Here is a 14836-nt window from a genome sequence, read left to right on the forward strand (position 1 = left end):
TCCCCCGCCGCGCCGCAGATCAAGTGACCGGCAGTCTCAGTTGATCGGGAACGGGAAGTACTTGGCGTTGATCTTCTGGTAGGTGCCGTCGGCGACGATCTCCTTGATCGCCTTGTTCAGCATCTCGCGCAGCTCGTTGTCTTCCTTGCGCACGGCGATGCCGGTGCCCTGCGGGTTCACGTCCTTGAGGTCCGGCCCGACGAACTTGCAGCACTTGCCGGCGTCGGTCTTCTCCAGCCATTCATAGAGCACGAACTTGTCAGCCAGAATGGCGTCGAGCCGGCCCGAGGCGAGGTCGGCATTGGCCTCGTCCTGCGTCGGGTAGAGCTTGATCTCGGAACCCTTGTACTTGTCTTCGAGATAGGTCGCGCCGGTGGTCGAGGACTGCGCGCCGATCACCAGACCCTTGAGCGCGGCCGGGGTTATCTCGGTGATCTTGGTGTCCTTCGGCGCCATGAAGCTGCCGGGAGTCAGGTAATAGGGCTCGGTGAAGGCGACCTTTTCCTTGCGCTCGTCGGTGATCGACATGGAGGCGACGATGGCGTCGTACTTCTTGGCCAGCAGAGCGGGGATGATGCCGTCCCAGTCCTGCGCCACGAAGGTGCATTCGACCTTCATCTTGGCGCAGAGCGCATTGGCGATGTCGATGTCGAAGCCGACCAGCTTGCCGGTCGAATCCACCGAGTTGAAGGGCGGGTAAGCACCCTCGGTGCCGATTCGCACCGTCTTGATCTCGGCATGGGCCGCGCCGGCACCGACGGCGAGCGCGGCGGCGGCGAGCAGAATTCTGGCGATTTTCATGTGGCTGTTCCCGATCCCGGCGCCGTTCGGCGGCGCCCTGAGCGAGAGGCTAGGCCGGCGCGCCAGCGCAGGCAATCGGCGCTTTGGCTAAACCGCCCGCTCTCAGAAATGGCTGAAGCTGGTGGAGGCGAAGCGGAGCGCCGCGCCGTCGGCACCGCGCACCACCAGCCCCGCGCCGACCGCCGTGCGCCCGATCACGCTCGCGCCGATGCCGGCGGCGATGGCGGCGGCCTCGAAGGCGTCGACATCGCCCTCCCCCATCGTGGCGAGGATCTCGTAATCGTCGCCCCCGGTCAGCGCGGTGGCGAGCAGCGCCGGCTCGGCCTGTATGGCGGCGCGGGCGGCGGGGCTCAGCGGCACCTTGCCGGCGTCGATTTCCCCGCCGACCCCGGAGGCCGCGAGCATTTTTTCGAGATCGCCGACCAGACCGTCGGACACGTCCATCGCCGCGCGGGCATGGGCACGCACCGTGCTCGCCAGCCCGACGCGCGGGCGCGGGTGCAGATAGCGATCGGCGAGATAGGCCCGGCCCGCGGCGTCCAGCGCGGCAAAGCCCGGCCGGTCGGGATCGAGCCGCAGCGCGAGGCCGAGCGCGCCGTCGCCAATGGTGCCGGTCACCACGATGGCCTGCCCCGGCCGCGCCGTGGTCCGCCGCACCATGCGGCCGATCGGCACCGAGCCGAGCGCGGTGATGGAGACGGTGAAGGGGCCGGGCGTGCGCACCGTGTCGCCGCCGAGCAGCGGCGCACCGAACAGCAGGCAGTCCTCGCCGATGCCGCGGGCGAATTCGGCGAGCGCGGCATCATCCATGTCCGGCGGAATGGCGAAGGCCAGCATCACGCCGAGCGGCTCGGCGCCCTTGGCGGCGAGATCGGACAGGTTCACCCGCATCGCCTTGCGGGCGATGGAGGCCGGCGGGTCGTCGGGAAAGAAATGCACGCCGGCGACCAGCGCGTCCTTGGTCAGCACCAGATGGTGGCCGGCGGGCAGCTGGAGAAAGGCCGCGTCGTCCTTCAGGCCGAGCGCGCCGGGATGGCGGGCGATGGGCTCGAACAGCCGGGCGATCAACCTGTCTTCACCGGAACCGCCCGCGGCCATCTTCTACCTCATCGGACCCGCCTCAAACGATGCGCCTCACCCGGCAAAATCGCCGGGACGCTGCTCGCGGGCTATACCGTCCAACACCGCATTGACCATTCCGGTTTCCTCACGGTCAAGGAAAGCGGCGGCGACGTTCACATATTCGGCGACCACGACGCGGGCCGGGATGTCCGGCCGGGCGGTCAGCTCATAGGCGCCGGCACGCAGCACGGCGCGCAGCACGGTCTCGATCCGCTTCAGCGGCCAGCCGCGCACCAGCGCCGCGTCGAGGATCGGGTCGATCACCCGCTGCTCGCGCACCACCCCGCCGACAATGTCGCGGAACAGGGTCACGTCGGCGGCGGCGATCTCGTCGCCCTCGATCTCCTGGCCGATCCAGTGGCTTTCGAACTGGGCGAGGATTTCGGCGAGCGGGGTCGCCGCGACATCCATCTGGTAGAGCGCCTGCACCGCGTTGAGGCGGGCCGCGCTCTTGCGCAGCGGCTTGTGGTTCACCGGTTTGGCAGGGGTGGTCGGTTTGGAAGGGGTCGTCATGCCGGCTCAGGCCCCCGCCATCTGGCGCTGATGGCGCAGCACGGCAAATGCCGCCTCGACCGCGCCGGCGCCCTTGTTGCCCTCCGTGATGCGCGCGCGCACCCAGGCCTGCTCGTCAGTCTCGACGGTGAGGATGCCGTTGCCGAGCGCCAGCTTGCGGGCGACCGACAGGTCCATCAGCGCGCGGGAGGATTCCCCGGCGACAATCTCGAAATGATAGGTCTCGCCGCGCACCACGCAGCCCAGCGCGACCGCCGCGTCATAAGGCCGGCCGGCCGCCGCCGCCGCGTCGAGCGCGATGGCGAGGGTCGCGGGAATCTCCAGCGCGCCGGGCACGGTCAGCACATCGGCGCTGGCGCCGGCGGCGGCCACGGCACCTTGCGCGCCGGCCAGAAGCTCGTCGGCGATGTCGTCATAGAAGCGCGCCTCGACGATCAGCACGCGCGCCCCGTCGAGCGGGAGAACGGGTGCCGCGGACGCGCGCGGCGGGCGGGGGCTCGCCATGGCAGGAAACCTCGTGAAACTGATTGGGCCGACCACCTACAGGCGTCAGCGGAACTCCGCAAGCCGCGCAGCGTAGCGGGCCATCATGTCGATCTCGATATTGACATGATCGCCCGCCTTCACGGCGCCCCATGTGGTGTGGGCCAGCGTGTGCGGAATGAGCAGGCAGGTGAAGCGGTTGCCCTCGACCTCGTTGACCGTCAGCGAGGTACCGTCGAGCGCGATCGAACCCTTGATGGCGATGAAGGGTGCCAATGCCTCCGGCGCCTCGAAGGTGAAGCGCGTGGTCTCGCCAAGGTCCTCGCGCTCCACCACCAGCGCGACGCCGTCGACATGACCCTGCACGATATGCCCGCCCAGCTCGTCGCCGATCTTCAGCGCGCGTTCGAGATTGAGCGTGCGGCCCTCCTGCCACGCGGCGGCGGTCGTCACCGCCAGCGTCTCGGGGGCGGCTTCCACCTCGAAGGCGTCGGGCTGGGTCGCGACGACCGTCAGGCACACGCCCGAGCAGGCGATCGAGGCGCCCAGATCAATGCCGGCCGTGTCATAGGCGGTGGCGATGGTCAGGCGCCGCACGTCGTTGCGCGGGGCGACCGTGCGCAGGGTGCCGATGTCGGTGATGATGCCGGTGAACATGCTAGCGACGCCTCATGATGCGCAGGCGGTCCTCGCCATGCCATTCGGTTTCCTGCACGCTCAGATAGGTATCGAGCGCGCCCAGCGGCAGCCCCTCCAGCGCGTCGATCGCCGACGCGCCCAGACGCAGCGGCGCCTCGAAGATATCCGCCTCGTCGATCAGCCCGGCCTTGAGGAAGGCGGCGGCCACGCGCGGGCCGGCCTCGACCATCAGGCGGGTGATGCCGCGCAGCGCGAGAAGCTTCACGATCTCGTCCAGCGCCAGCCCGCCATCGGCCTTGCGCCGCACCCGCATCACCTCGGCGCCCAGCGCCACCAGCATATGCTCGCGCTCGGCCGGCGCGTCCTCGGCGGCGAACACCCAGAGCGGGGCGGCGCCGATCGAGCGGGCGAGCGCGCTGGTGGCCGGCAGGCGCAGCGCGCTGTCCAGCACCACGCGCACCGGCGAATGCCCGTCCATGCCCGGCAGGCGGCAGGTGAGCAGCGGATCGTCGGCCAGCACCGTGCCGATGCCGGTCAGCACCGCGTCATGGGTCGCGCGCAGCATGTGCACCCGCCCGCGCGCCACGGCGCCGGTGATCGCAACCGGACGACGCCCGTCGAGCCCGACCTTGCCATCGGCGGAGACCGCCATTTTCAGCATGATGTGCGGGCGCCCCTCGGTGACGCGGCGGATATGGCCGGCATGGACCAGCCGCGCCTCGGCGGCGCCGGGGCCGATCACCACCTCGATCCCCGCCTCGCGCAGGATCGAGAAGCCGCGCCCGGCGACGCGGAAATCGGGGTCTTCCATGGCCGCGACGACGCGGGAAATGCCGGCGGCGCGCACCGCGTCCACGCAGGGCGGCGTCTGGCCGTGATGCGAGCAGGGCTCCAGCGTCACATAGAGCGTCGCTCCGCGCGCGGCGTCGCCGGCCTGCGCCAGCGCCTGCGGCTCGGCATGGGGGCGCCCGCTTTGCGCGGTCGAGCCCCGCCCGAGCACGAGCGGACCCTGCGGCGTCTGCCGCACCACCAGCGCACCGACGGCGGGGTTGGGCCAGGTCCGCCCGAGTTCACGCCGGCCGACGCTGAGCGCGGCCGCCATCAGGGCGTCGTCGTGGGGCTGCGTGTTCATCATCGGCACGGGGGACATGGATCGCGTGGAGGCGGACGCGGGCACCGCGCTCAACTCCCCGCCTCGTCGGGAGCCCGGCGGACCGGCAACAGCTCGTCCTCCTCGTCCACCAGCGCATCGCCGATACGCGGCTCCAGCTCGCCGAGCACGGCCTCGAAATCCTTGGCCTCGCGGAAATTGCGGTAGACCGAGGCGAAGCGGACATAGGCGATGTCGTCGAGCTGCTTGAGGCTCTCCATCACCCGCTCGCCGATCATCTCCGAGGTGATCTCGCTCTCGCCCATGCTCTCCAGCCGGCGCACGAGGCCCGAGACAAGGCGCTCGATCCGCTCGGGATCGACCGGGCGCTTCCTCAGCGCCACCTGGATGGAACGGGCCAGCTTGTCCCGGTCGAACGGAACCCGCCGGCCCGAACGCTTGAGCACGGTCAGCTCGCGCAGCTGCACGCGCTCGAAAGTGGTGAAGCGGCCGCCGCAATCCGGGCAGATGCGGCGGCGGCGGATGGCGGCGCTGTCCTCGGTCGGACGGGAATCCTTGACCTGTGTGTCGAGGCTTCCGCAGTAAGGACAGCGCATCGGTGTGCCTCAGCCGTAGATCGGGTAGCGGGCGAGCAGGTCGGCGACCTTGCCGCGCACCGCCGCTTCCACGAGGCTATCCTCATCCGTGCCCTTCTGCGAGAGCACGTCCAGCACCTCGGCGATCATGTCGCCGACCTGCTGGAACTCGGCCACGCCGAAGCCGCGGGTGGTGCCCGCCGGGGTGCCCAGACGGATGCCCGAGGTGACCATCGGCTTCTCGGGGTCGAACGGGATGCCGTTCTTGTTGGTGGTGATGTGAGCCCGGCCGAGCGCGATCTCGGAGACCTTGCCGGTCAGCTTCTTCGGCCGCAGATCGACCAGCATCAGATGCGTGTCGGTGCCGCCGGAGACGATCTCGAAGCCATGGCCCTTGAGGTTTTCCGCAAGCGCCTTCGCGTTTTCCACCACGTTCTTCGCGTAGATCTTGAAGTCCGGCTGGAGCGCCTCGCCGAAGGCGACCGCCTTCGCCGCGATGACGTGCATCAGCGGGCCGCCCTGGGTACCGGGGAAGATGGCGGAGTTGAACTTCTTCGCCAGATCCTCGTCATTGGTCAGGATCATGCCGCCGCGCGGGCCGCGCAGGGTCTTGTGGGTGGTGGTGGTCACCACATGGGCGTGCGGCACCGGGTTCGGGTGCACGCCGCCCGCCACGAGGCCGGCGAAATGGGCCATGTCGACCATGAGATAGGCGCCCACCGAGTCGGCGATGGCGCGCATCTTGGCGAAGTCGATATGGCGCGGATAGGCCGAGCCGCCGGCGATGATCACCTTCGGCTTGTGCTCGTCGGCGAGCTTGGCGACTTCTTCGTAGTCGATGCGCTGGTCGTCGCGGCGCACGCTGTAGGGCACCGGCTTGAACCATTTGCCGGACAGGCTCACCGGCGCGCCATGGGTCAGGTGACCGCCGGCGGCGAGGTTGAGACCGAGGAAGGTATCGCCCGGCTGCATCAGCGCGAAGAACACGGCGGTGTTGGCCTGCGCGCCCGAATGGGGCTGCACATTGGCGAAACCAGCGCCGAACAGCTTCTTGGCGCGGTCGATGGCGAGCTGCTCGGCCACGTCGACATACTGGCAGCCGCCATAATAGCGCCGGCCCGGATAGCCTTCCGCGTATTTGTTGGTGAGCACCGAACCCTGCGCCTCGAGCACGGCGCGCGAGACGATGTTCTCCGAGGCGATCAGCTCGATCTCGTCGCGCTGGCGACCGAGTTCGGCGGTGATCGCACCGGCGAGCTCGGGATCGGTCTCGGCAAGCGGGGCGGAGAAGAATCGGTTGATGGTGCTGTTGGAAGAAGCGTGGGCTTCGGACGACATGTTTTTCCGGCCTCCCTGGCGCGGGCGGTGGCGACGCCTCCGGTTCGGCCTCGTGCCGGACCCGAGAAATCAAGGCGCGTCGCTTAGCACAGCCCCTCTGGCCTTTCAAAGCATGCTGCCGCATGGGCGCCTTGCGTGAAACCGACATGGCGGGCGTCGCAGGCGCCGGAGGCTGCGCATTCGACCGCGTGACGGAATCGCCGCGCCTGCCTAGAACGGGTGGTGTCCTTCCTCAGCCAGCCGAGCGCCCCCGCGATGAAGACCGTCTATTCGCCCCGCCATCACGGCCATTCCGGCCATGTCGAGCTTTATAACGGCCAGATCGTCCCCGCCTTCGAGAAGCCCGAGCGTGCCGAGATGATCCGCGCCGCGGTCGAGGCGCGCGGCTTCGGCGCCACCATCGCCCCCGCCGAGCACGGCCTTGCCCCGCTCAGCCGCGTGCATGATCCGCGCTATGTGGACTTCCTGTCGCAGCTCACCGAGCTGTGGCTGGCCGATGAGCGCCCGCTGCCGATCCTGCCGAGCTTCTGGCGCGCGCCGGGGATGCGCTACATCGAGCCGGAGACGGTGGACGGCAAGCTCGGCCATTTCTCCTTCGACGCCGGCTGCTGCTTCGTTGCCGGCACCTGGGACGCGATCCGCGCCTCCGCCGATGTGGCGCTGACCGGCGTCGATCTCATCCGGGCCGGCGAATCGAGCGCCTTCGCGCTGTGCCGCCCGCCGGGCCACCACGCCCATGCCAATGCGATGGGCGGCTACTGCTTCATCAACAATGCCGCCGTGGCGGCGCAGGCGTTCCGCGATGCCGGGGCCGGCCGCGTCGCCATCCTCGATGTCGACTACCACCACGGCAATGGCACGCAGACCATCTTCTATGACCGCGCCGACGTGCTGGTGCTGAACATCCATGGCGATCCCCGCCAGGAATATCCCTATTTCCTCGGCCATGCCGACGAGATTGGGGCGGGCGACGGCGAGGGCTTCAACGGCAATTACCCGCTGCGCTGGGGCACCGGCTTCGACGCCTGGGGCGAGGCGCTGGACCATGCCTGCCATCGTGTCGCCGCCTATGCGCCGGATGTGGTGGTGGTCTCGCTCGGCGTCGACACCTACAAGGACGACCCGATCTCGCAGTTCAGGCTCGACAGCCCGGATTATCTCGCCATCGGCGGGCGCATCGCCCGGCTCGGCCTGCCGACCCTGTTCGTGCAGGAGGGCGGCTATGCGGTGGAGGCTATCGGCGTCAATGTGGCGAACACGCTTGAGGGCTTCCTCCAGCGATGAGTTCGCAAACGGGGCGGATCAGAGCCGGTAGAGGATCTGGTCGGTCCAGAACCGCTCCAGCCGCCCCAGCGCCTTGTTGAGCTGCTGGAACTCCTGCGGCCCGATGCCGCCGATCTGCTCGATCGTGGCGATGTGCTTGGCGTAGAGCCCGCCGACGATGGTCCGCACCTCCTCGCCCTTGTCGGTGAGGCGGATGCGCACCGAGCGCCGGTCGATGCGCGAACGCTGGTGGTCGAGATAGCCGGTCTCGACCAGCTTCTTGAGATTATAGGAGACGTTGGCGCCGAGATAATAGCCGCGCGTGCGCAGCTCGCTGGCGGTCAGCTCGGCATTGCCGATGTTGAACAGCAGCAGCGCCTGCACCGCGTTAACATCCTCGCGCCCGCGCCGGTCGAACTCGTCCTTCACCACATCGAGCAGCCGGCGGTGCAGCCGCTCCACCAGCGTCAGCGCCTCGTGATAGAGCGGCGTGATGTCGTCGCGCGGCATCTCGGCGCGGACGGGCTCGCGCCGCGCGCCGAGCGGCACGACATTGGCGCGCGCATTTTCCGCACTGTCGACCCGAGCGGCCTGCCCTGCTCTCTTCATGCCCAAACCCCTGTCGCCGTCCGGGGATTTGCTCCCTCTGATCCGCGCGAGTGTGGGAAGTGCGGGGCTAAGATCGGCTTAAGCGGCAGGCTGAATCATTGATGAAACGATATGCCTGACAAAGGCTTAAAGTCTGCCGGCAGCCATTAACGCTCGCTTTCGCGCGCCGCCTTGTAGGTGAGGAAGGCATAGACCGCGACCAGCACCGTCTCGATGCCGGCGACGATCATCAGCCGGCCGACGCCCTCGGGCGCGTTGGCATTGATGGCAATCTGCACCAAAGCCGTCACCAGCCACAGCACCACGCCCCAGGAGGCGCCGAGCCACAGGCCGACCGCCGCCACCGGGTTCATGATCGCCGCCCAGATCACGGCGGATTGCGCGGCCAGCGAGAGCATCTCGAACCGGCTGGTCTCGCCGTCCCACACGCCGCAGATCAGCGTCCAGCTATAGACCGTCTTCACCAGCAGGAAGCCGGCGAGCAGGCGCAGATACAGCACCACCCGGCTCTGCCAGAGCGGCATTTCCGCGCCGGCCGGGCCGCGCGACGCGTCGATCGGATCGTAGGGAGAACTCATACGGCTTGCATAACCGAATTTCGGCTCAGGTCAGCACCAATTCGTCGGGAAGCGGTTCGTCGAACAGCGCGGCGATGGTGGCGGGGTCGACCTCGTCCAGCCGGGCCGGGCTCCAGCGCGGCGCCTGATCCTTGTCGATCAGCACCGCCCGCACGCCCTCATAGAAGTCCGGCATGTCGAGCAGCCGCGAGACGATGCGGAACTCATAGGCGAAGCCCCCGGCCAGATCGATTCCCGCGCCGCGCTGCATCTGCTGGAAGGCGATGTGCACGCTGGTCGGCGAGGCCCGGCGGATGGTCGCCGCTTGCAGCCGGGCGAATTCCGCCTCGTCGCCGCTGCCCTTGGCCGCCTGATCGAGCGCGATCAGGATGGCACCCACCGAGCCGCCGGCGAAGATGCGGTCGATGGCGGGAAACAGCGCGCGCAGGCTGGCGGCCGGCGCATGGGCGGCAAAGCGCGCCAGCGTGCGCTCCATCGGCTCGCCTTCCGTCAGCGCCGCGATCAGCTCCGGCCAGCGCGCCACTGGCACGTGATGGGTGTAGAGCCCAAGCGCCATCGCGTCGGACAGGCCGATCCGCGCCCCGGTCATGGCGAGCCAGGTGCCGCTCCAGCCGGGCAGGCGCGGCAGCACATAGGTCGCGCCGACATCGGGAAACAGGCCGATCGCCACTTCCGGCATGGCGAAGCCGAGATTTTCCCCCGCCACCCGGAAGCGGGCATGGCCGGAGACGCCGAAGCCGCCGCCGAAGCACAGCCCGTCGACCAGCGCGAGGAACGGCTTGGGATAGCCGGCGATGCGGAAATCCAGCGCATATTCGTCGCGCCAATAGTCCCGCGCGGCCTCCGTGTTGCCGGCACGGCCCAGCTCGACCATGGAGCGCACATCGCCGCCGACGCAGAAGGCCCGCTCATGGGCCGAGCGCAGGATCACCTGCTCGACGGCGGGATCCCCCTCCCAGGCGTCGAGCTGCCCGCGCATCGCCCGCACCATGGCGTGGTCGAGGGCGTTGAGCGCGCGCGGCCGGTCCAGCGTGATGATGCCGGCGACGCCGCGCACCTCGAATCGGACCCCGATCTCGTCAACCGTACCGCCTGCGCTCATGCCGCCTGCCCTCTCCGTCGTCGCCGTGCCGTGGTCGCCGTGCCGTGTCACCCGGAAATAAACCAGCCGCGCGCAGGGGCAAAGCCGGACCAATGGCGGGAGCGCGAAAGCCCGCCGCAAGCCCGCCGCGCCAGGGTGAGAGGCCACGCCGGGGTGCCTGCCGCGTCAACATGACCTGTGGCGGAATGCCGGTCGCATACGCAATCGCCCGGCTGAACATGTCGCCTTGACGACCATATGACGTTATAAGCATTCGAAACTGATTGGTGAGACCCGCTCATGACAATCCCCTTCGCCCGTCCGCGCCCTGCCTTCCCCGAGCCCTCGGGCCGCCCGGACGTGTCGTCGAAGCTGGATCTGGTGCAGCGCCCCCGCCGCAACCGCAAGGCGGGCTGGGCCCGCGAGTTGCTGCGCGAGAACACCCTCACCGTCGCCGACCTGATCTGGCCGATCTTCGTGATGGATGGCAGCGAGGCCCGCACCCCGGTCGGCTCCATGCCGGGCGTCGACCGTCTCACCGTCGACGAAGCCGTGCGCGAGGCCGCTCGTGCCGCCGCGTTGGGCATCCCGGCCATTGCGCTTTTTCCCTACACCGATCCCGAGCTGCGCACCGCCGACGGGCGCGAGGCGCTTAACCGCGACAATCTGGTCTGCCGCACCCTGCGCGCCATCAAGAACGAAGTGCCGGAGATCGGCCTCATCACCGATGTCGCGCTCGACCCCTATACCAGCCACGGCCATGACGGCCTGCTGTCCAGCGACGGCCGCATCCTCAATGACGAGACGGTCGCCGTTCTGGTCGAGCAGGCGCTGGTGCAGGCCGATGCCGGCGCCGACATCATCGCCCCATCCGACATGATGGATGGCCGCGTCGGCGCCATCCGCCGCGCGCTCGACGCCTCCGGCCATCTCGACGCGCAGATCCTCGCCTACAGCGCGAAATACGCCTCCGCCTTCTACGGCCCGTTCCGCGACGCGGTCGGCTCCTCCGGCTGTCTGAAGGGCGACAAGCTCACCTACCAGATGGACCCGGCCAACGGCATGGAGGCCCTGCGGGAGGCGGCGCTGGATATCGAGGAGGGCGCGGACATGCTGATGGTCAAGCCCGGCCTGCCCTATCTCGACATCGTCTACCGGCTGAAGGAGGCCTTCGGCCTGCCGACCTTCGCCTATCAGGTGTCCGGCGAGTACGCGATGATCGAGGCCGCCGCCCGCAATGGCTGGCTCGACGGCGAGAAGGCGATGATGGAGAGCCTGATGGCCTTCAAGCGCGCCGGCGCCGATGGCATCCTCACCTATTTCGCCCCGCGCGTGGCCGAGAAGCTCGCCCGGAAGGGCTGAGCCGCACCTTGGCCGGGTGCACGCAGGCAGGCGTCGGCGGCTTTCCCGCCGCGCCGGTGCGCCCGGCGCGTCTGACTGGCCTCATTGGCCTGATCGTCCACCTCACTGCACTGACACGCCGCCCGGCGGCGCGGCTTTTTATCCTGCTGACGGGCCTGCTTGTGCTGGCCGGCTGCGGCTCGGTGGTTGACGCCGACCAGGCCCGTCTCTGCCGCGCCGTCGCCCCCGCGCTGCATGACGAGCGGCTGGAAGTCATTGAAAATGCTCTCGTTCCCGTTCCCGGCGCGCCGACCGCGCTGAAATACACCTACCGCACCCGCAGCGAACGGGGGCAGACGCCGCACTGGCTGATCTGCACCTTCGCCGCGCAGACCGGCGCGGGGCGGTTCAATCTCATCGCGGTGGACACCGACCGGGGCAGCCTGAGCGACATCAAGTTATTGATTTTAAAACGTTGGTGGCTTGAGGACGCACAACCCGGCGCGGCCGCTCGGGCCTTTTTCCGGCTCAATCCGCGCGCCGCCTACTGGCTTCAGCAGGGCCTCGGCGGTCTGGTCATGGCCGGGGTCTACGGACTCATCGCCACCGGCTTCTCGCTGGTCCATGGCCTGCTCGGCCGGATCAACCTGGCCTTCGGCGAAATCGCTGTTATTGCAGGCGTTTACATGCTGATCGCGGTCGGCGTCGCCAGCGATGTCGGGCGGCTGGGACCGCTCGCCCTCACACTCGCCTTGCTCGCCGGCATAGGTGGCGCGGCGCTGGTGAGTTGGGTGGTCGGCCGGCTGGTGGTGGTGCCGCTGGCGACCCGCACAAGCTCGCCCCAGCCCGTGCTCATCGCCACCATTGGCCTCGCCGTGGCGTTCGCCGAGCTTTTGCGTCTAACATCAGCCGATCGTGTCAACTGGTTGCCGGCATTGTTGAATCGCCCTCTCTACATCGCCGGTCACGAGGGCTTTATCGCGACCGCCACGCCCGCCCAGTTACTCGCCGGCGGGCTCGCCCTGACCGGAATTTCGCTGCTGCTCGGCATCATGGCCTTCTCCCGCTTCGGCCTTTTCTGGCGTGCCCATGCGCAGGATCCGCTGATGGCGGCAATGCTCGGCATCAACGTGCCGGGCCTGCGCGCGCGAACCTTTCTCCTCGCCGGCGCGGCGGCGGGACTGGCCGGCGGCGTGATTGTGATCGCTTTTGGTACGATTTCACCCGGCGACGGCCTCTCAATCACGCTCAAAGCCTTGATTTCGGCGGTTATCGGCGGCATTGGCTCGGTACCCGGCGCCTTTCTCGGCGCTGCCCTTGTCGCCGCCGTCGAAACCGGGTGGTCCTCGGCCTTCGATATTGCGTATCGGGACGTGGTAACCTACGCGCTTCTGGTCGCTTTTCTCATCATGCGGCCCGGTGGTCTCCTCAATCGTGCGGCGCAGACGCCGCGAGAATACTGAGTAATTTCATGACTTTGCCCGTCACTCCCGCCGACGTCGCCGCCGCAAGGACCTTGCTGGCTGGCGCGGTGCTGCGCACGCCCACGCTGCCGGCGCCGCGCCTGTCGGCGATTACGGGCGCCCATGTCTTCGTGAAATACGAGAATCTTCAGGTCACCGCGAGCTTCAAGGAGCGCGGCGCGCTGGTGAAGCTTTCCAGCCTCTCTGCCGCCGAACGTGCGGCCGGCGTGGTCGCCATGTCGGCGGGAAACCACGCGCAGGCCGTGGCTTACCACGCCGCGCGACTCGGTATTCGCGCCACCATCGTGATGCCGAAGCACACGCCGATGGTGAAGGTTGCCGCCACCGAGGCGCATGGCGCGCGCGTCGTGCTGCACGGCGAGTCGGTGGCCGATGCCAGCGTGGAGGCCGACCGCATCTCCCGCGACGAGCATCTCGTCTGGGTGCATCCCTATGACGATGCTCACGTTATTGCCGGGCAGGGCTCCATCGCCGCCGAGATGATCGAGGACGCCCCGGAGCTCGACGCGATGCTGGTGCCGGTCGGCGGCGGCGGCATGCTCTCGGGCATGGCGGTCGCCGCGCGGGCCATGCGGCCGAGCCTTGAGGTGGTGGGCGTCGAGACCGCGCTCTACCCCTCGATGTGGAACGCGCTGCATCAGGAAAACCTGCCCTGCGAGGGCGCGACGCTGGCCGAGGGTATCGCGGTAAAGCAGGCCGGCACGCTGACCCGCGAGATCGTCTCGGCGCTGGTCTCCGATGTCGTGCTGGTGGACGAGCCGACCATCGAGCGCGCCGTCAACCTGTTCCTGACGCAGCAGAAAACGCTGTCGGAAGGCGCCGGCGCGGCGGGCCTTGCGGCGCTGCTGGCCGATCCCGAGCGTTATCGCGGGCGCAATGTCGGCCTCATCGTTTCCGGCGGCAATATCGACCCGCGCATCGTCGCCTCGATCATGATGCGTGAGCTGGAGCGCGAGGAGCGCATCGTCTCCTTCCGCTTCTCCATGCTCGACCGCCCCGGCGAACTCGGCCTCATCTCCACCCTGCTCGGCCAGCTCGGCGCCAACATCCTGGAAGTGGAGCACAAACGCCACTTCCTCGACGTCCACGCTAAGGGCGCCCGCCTCGACGTGACGGTCGAAACCCGCGACCGCGCCCATGCCGACGAAGTCTATCGCCAGCTCATCGCCAACGGCATGCAGGTGGTGCGGGTGGACTGGCGTACGGGCGGCTAATGCGCGTCCCGCGGCCTTGCCGCGGCGCGCCTGCCTGCCCATTTTATGAGGCGTTGGAGGAAAACGCATGTCCGACGCTCCCCTTCGTGGTGGCCCCGGTTACGATCAACCCCTGCCCTATGCCTTTGATCCGCTTCAGGAACCGGAATATTTCCGGGGCGTGCTCGGGCGGCGGATGGTCGCCTTTCTGATCGACGCCGTGGTGATCTGTGCCCCCGTCGGCGCCGCGGCGGTGTTCATCTTTCTGTTCGGCTTCGTCACGCTGGGCCTTGGCTGGTTCCTGTTCGGCCTGCTCAGCCCCGGCTTCTTCATCTGGGCCATCGTCTATAGCGGCCTGACGCTGGGCGGCCCGCGCTCGGCCACGCTCGGCATGCGGGCGATGGAGATCGAGATGCGGCAATGGGACGGCACGCCGATGACCAGCCTCCTCGCCGTGCTCAGCGTGGTGCTGTTCTGGGTTTTCATGAGCGTCCTGACCCCGCTGGTCCTCATCGTCCCCCTGCTAAACCCCCGCCGCCGCCTCCTCCACGATCTCGTGCTTGGCACGGTGGTCACGAACAACGACGAGCGCGCGGGAGCCCTGCGCGGCTGGCGCGGTTGAGTGCTTGTGAAGGCGGTTTGATTTACGGAGTTTGACGCGCCGCGCGGCTCTGGCAATCTGATGTCGACCAGAGCGTGAACGAG

At 68.5% G+C, this 14836-nt stretch carries 16 protein-coding genes; 5 read left to right on the forward strand and 11 right to left on the reverse strand.

Going from position 1 to position 14836, the window contains the following annotated elements; all coding sequences use genetic code 11:
- Positions 1-36: 36 nt before the first annotated feature.
- The 8 genes from KIP89_RS05070 to glyA all read right to left on the reverse strand — a co-directional run bounded on the left by KIP89_RS05070 (position 37) and on the right by glyA (position 6582).
- The gene (locus KIP89_RS05070; protein ID WP_213754308.1) at positions 37-801 is read right to left on the reverse strand and encodes an ABC transporter substrate-binding protein; all 765 of its coding nucleotides are present in this window, start codon (positions 799-801) and stop codon (positions 37-39) included.
- 102 nt (positions 802-903) lie between these two features.
- Complete coding sequence (gene thiL, locus KIP89_RS05075; protein ID WP_213754309.1) at positions 904-1899, reverse strand: thiamine-phosphate kinase; 996 nt, start codon at positions 1897-1899, stop codon at positions 904-906.
- A gap of 36 nt (positions 1900-1935) precedes the next feature.
- On the reverse strand, positions 1936-2436 hold the full coding sequence (gene nusB / locus KIP89_RS05080) for a transcription antitermination factor NusB (protein WP_213754310.1): 501 nt from the start codon (positions 2434-2436) through the stop codon (positions 1936-1938).
- Positions 2437-2442: 6 nt separating this feature from the next.
- Positions 2443-2940 carry a 6,7-dimethyl-8-ribityllumazine synthase gene (gene ribH, locus KIP89_RS05085; RefSeq protein ID WP_213754311.1) on the reverse strand — a complete coding sequence of 166 codons (498 nt, stop codon included), beginning with the start codon at positions 2938-2940 and terminating at the stop codon, positions 2443-2445.
- A gap of 45 nt (positions 2941-2985) precedes the next feature.
- Positions 2986-3576 carry a riboflavin synthase gene (locus KIP89_RS05090; RefSeq protein ID WP_213754312.1) on the reverse strand — a complete coding sequence of 197 codons (591 nt, stop codon included), beginning with the start codon at positions 3574-3576 and terminating at the stop codon, positions 2986-2988.
- A gap of 1 nt (position 3577) precedes the next feature.
- Positions 3578-4660 (reverse strand): bifunctional diaminohydroxyphosphoribosylaminopyrimidine deaminase/5-amino-6-(5-phosphoribosylamino)uracil reductase RibD, encoded by a 1083-nt coding sequence (gene ribD, locus KIP89_RS05095; protein WP_213754313.1) that lies wholly within the window; start codon positions 4658-4660, stop codon positions 3578-3580.
- A gap of 80 nt (positions 4661-4740) precedes the next feature.
- Entirely contained in the window at positions 4741-5265 is a 525-nt protein-coding gene (nrdR, locus tag KIP89_RS05100) for a transcriptional regulator NrdR (protein ID WP_213754314.1), read from the reverse strand.
- A 9-nt stretch (positions 5266-5274) separates the two neighbouring features.
- Complete coding sequence (gene glyA / locus KIP89_RS05105; RefSeq protein ID WP_213754315.1) at positions 5275-6582, reverse strand: serine hydroxymethyltransferase; 1308 nt, start codon at positions 6580-6582, stop codon at positions 5275-5277.
- A gap of 255 nt (positions 6583-6837) precedes the next feature.
- Here glyA and KIP89_RS05110 point away from each other — a divergent pair, with 255 nt between their 5' ends.
- Positions 6838-7866, forward strand: coding sequence for a histone deacetylase family protein (locus KIP89_RS05110; RefSeq protein WP_213754520.1), 1029 nt, complete (start codon positions 6838-6840; stop codon positions 7864-7866).
- Positions 7867-7884: 18 nt separating this feature from the next.
- Here the strand turns inward: KIP89_RS05110 and ldtR are convergent, their stop codons facing one another.
- The 3 genes from ldtR to KIP89_RS05125 form a co-directional block, all read right to left on the reverse strand.
- Positions 7885-8355, reverse strand: a complete 471-nt coding sequence (gene ldtR, locus KIP89_RS05115; protein WP_213754521.1) for a transcriptional regulator LdtR — start codon at positions 8353-8355, stop codon at positions 7885-7887.
- Positions 8356-8600: 245 nt separating this feature from the next.
- Positions 8601-9032, reverse strand: a complete 432-nt coding sequence (locus KIP89_RS05120) for a DUF6163 family protein (RefSeq protein ID WP_213754316.1) — start codon at positions 9030-9032, stop codon at positions 8601-8603.
- 25 nt (positions 9033-9057) lie between these two features.
- On the reverse strand, positions 9058-10134 hold the full coding sequence (locus KIP89_RS05125) for an enoyl-CoA hydratase/isomerase family protein (protein WP_213754317.1): 1077 nt from the start codon (positions 10132-10134) through the stop codon (positions 9058-9060).
- Between the two features lie 279 nt (positions 10135-10413).
- On the opposite strand from KIP89_RS05125, the gene hemB reads away from it, so the two are divergent.
- The 4 genes from hemB to KIP89_RS05145 all read left to right on the forward strand — a co-directional run bounded on the left by hemB (position 10414) and on the right by KIP89_RS05145 (position 14753).
- Positions 10414-11475 carry a porphobilinogen synthase gene (gene hemB, locus KIP89_RS05130; protein WP_213754318.1) on the forward strand — a complete coding sequence of 354 codons (1062 nt, stop codon included), beginning with the start codon at positions 10414-10416 and terminating at the stop codon, positions 11473-11475.
- 8 nt (positions 11476-11483) lie between these two features.
- The gene (locus tag KIP89_RS05135; RefSeq protein WP_250152199.1) at positions 11484-12917 is read left to right on the forward strand and encodes a branched-chain amino acid ABC transporter permease; all 1434 of its coding nucleotides are present in this window, start codon (positions 11484-11486) and stop codon (positions 12915-12917) included.
- Between the two features lie 8 nt (positions 12918-12925).
- On the forward strand, positions 12926-14152 hold the full coding sequence (locus KIP89_RS05140) for a threonine ammonia-lyase (RefSeq protein WP_213754319.1): 1227 nt from the start codon (positions 12926-12928) through the stop codon (positions 14150-14152).
- Between the two features lie 67 nt (positions 14153-14219).
- Positions 14220-14753: an RDD family protein gene (locus KIP89_RS05145; protein ID WP_213754320.1), complete on the forward strand. Its 534-nt coding sequence runs from the start codon at positions 14220-14222 to the stop codon at positions 14751-14753.
- The last annotated feature ends 83 nt before the right edge of the window (positions 14754-14836 follow it).

It is taken from the genome of Ancylobacter radicis, from assembly GCF_018449475.1.
In the GTDB taxonomy this organism is placed as follows: domain Bacteria; phylum Pseudomonadota; class Alphaproteobacteria; order Rhizobiales; family Xanthobacteraceae; genus Ancylobacter; species Ancylobacter radicis.